Source organism: Streptomyces sp. NTH33 (assembly GCF_003236365.1).
In the GTDB taxonomy this organism is placed as follows: Bacteria; Actinomycetota; Actinomycetes; order Streptomycetales; family Streptomycetaceae; genus Streptomyces.
Map to the genome: position 1 here is coordinate 1 of NZ_POTZ01000808.1, position 1,810 is coordinate 1,810.

Annotated in this window: 3 protein-coding genes; 2 read left to right on the forward strand and 1 reads right to left on the reverse strand. The window is 72.4% G+C overall.

Going from position 1 to position 1,810, the window contains the following annotated elements; all coding sequences use genetic code 11:
- Together C1I97_RS40850 and C1I97_RS36485 are read left to right on the forward strand one after the other, a co-directional pair.
- Nucleotides 1–180, forward strand: a 180-nt coding sequence (locus C1I97_RS40850; protein ID WP_146608424.1) for a hypothetical protein, incomplete at its 5' end; no start/stop codon positions are given.
- Entirely contained in the window at nt 165–758 is a 594-nt protein-coding gene (locus C1I97_RS36485; RefSeq protein ID WP_111007187.1) for a hypothetical protein, read from the forward strand. The genes C1I97_RS40850 and C1I97_RS36485, both read left to right, overlap by 16 nt.
- A 69-nt stretch (nt 759–827) precedes the next feature.
- Here the strand turns inward: C1I97_RS36485 and C1I97_RS36490 are convergent.
- A partial coding sequence (locus tag C1I97_RS36490; RefSeq protein ID WP_220040891.1) for a hypothetical protein occupies nt 828–1,810 on the reverse strand: 983 nt, incomplete at its 5' end.

Sequence of the window (1,810 nt, forward strand, 5' to 3'; positions counted from 1 at the left end):
GACGAGGAGACCGTCGCCCTGATCGCCGGCGGTCACACCTTCGGCAAGACCCCCGGCGCGGGCCCGGCCGACCACGTCGGCCCCGACCCCGAGGCCGCCCCGATGGAGGAGCAGGGCCTGGGCTGGCTGTGTCCGTCACAGGATCTTCGACCATACTGCCCGCTGTGGAGCAGCGCATAGGTTCGAGCAGCCAGCCCCTGAAGGCCGAGCCCGTGAAGGGCGCCGGATTCGACCCGGCGTACATCCCCGGCCTCACCGCACCCGCGCCCGCGGAACCGGCGGACGCCCGGCCGCGGGAGGCCGGGGAACCGCCCGAGGTGGAGGACGCGGCCCCGGAGAACGAGGCCCCGGAGGGCGACGGCCCGGAGGACGAGGCCCCGCGGGACGCGGAGCCCGCCGAGGAGCCCGAGCCGGAGGCGGAACCGCCCGCGGACGGCCCCGTCTTCGAGGCCTTTGACCGCCGGGCCCGTATCGTCGCCGACCACAGGGGCATACGCCTGTCCCTGGACGACCAGGAGTGCGAGTTCCGCTGGGACGAGATCGGCGCCGTCGAGACGGAGACCCCCCGCTTCGGCAAGCGGTTCACCGTCACCGTCCACACCCCCGACCGCCGCTGGTACCCGATCGAGGTCGACGCCCCGGCCAGGGCGCGTTTCGCCGAGTGGGAGAAGCAGCTGGACGCGGTCCTGGACGCGTACTTCGAGGACGGCACGGCGAACGAGGACGCGGCGGAGGAGCCGCCCGCCGAGGACTCCTGACCCCGGCGACTCCTGATCCCCGCGGTACCGGGCCCCGGCAGCCGCCCGGGCCCGGTACCGCGCCGGAGATCAGCCGAGCGTGAGCCACGCGCGGTCGGTGGCGATCGCCTCCATCTGCTCCATGGTGAGCACCGGTGCCTCGCGGGTCGCCGGGGTGTTCTGGGCCCCGGAGTTGAAGGCGCTGATCACCACGCGCCGGCCGTCGGGCCGGATGGTGTCCACGCTCCACCAGACGATGCCCGGGACACCCTTCTCACCGCGCTGCTTGCGGGTGGCGACCTTGGTGCCGTCGGGCAGGACCTTGGCGTCCGAGCCGAACAGCTGGTCCTCGACGTCCTGCATGCCGGGCTGGACGTTGACCTGCACCAGGCTCTTGCCCTTGCCGTCGTCCAGGACGAGGTACCCGAACTGGTCGTCGTCCGGCGGGCTCTTGGAGACGATCTTGAGCCCGTCCGGCACCAGTGCGGCGAGTGTGGCCGGGATCGAGCCGCGGGGGGTGGCCGGTGTCGCGTCCGGCCCGGCCGGGGAGCGCTTGTCGAGGGGCAGGGCGTCGACGGCCGTACGCCATTCGTGCGCGGTGACGAGTGTCGTCAACCGGTCGAGGTCGAACGGCGGTTGCTTCCGTGTGACGGGCGAGTCCTTCTCGGCGGCGGCGTTCCACTCCTGCACGCCGACGTGCCCGCCCGCCGGCGTGACGAGTTCGGCGGTCCACCGCTTCGTGCCACTGCGGCTGTTCGGGTACTCGTACCCCTTGAGGAGCATCAGGAGGGAGCCGTCGGTCAGCTTCGTGGTGGTGCAGGCGTCGTAGGCGATGAACAGCTTGTCGGGGCACTGGGTGATCTGGTGGGCTTCCCGGCTCCCGGGCCGCACGCGGTTGAGGGTCACGGTGACGGCGGCCTTGCCCCTTCCGTCGTCGTACACGGCCCCGGCGTAGGACCAGTGGTCCGTGTCGCGGCCGCCTTCATTGCTGAACTTCCCCTCGGGAACCAGCCTTTCGAGGGTGCGGACGATGTCCCCGGCGGACATGGGGGCCTGGGGAGCGGTGGAAGCAC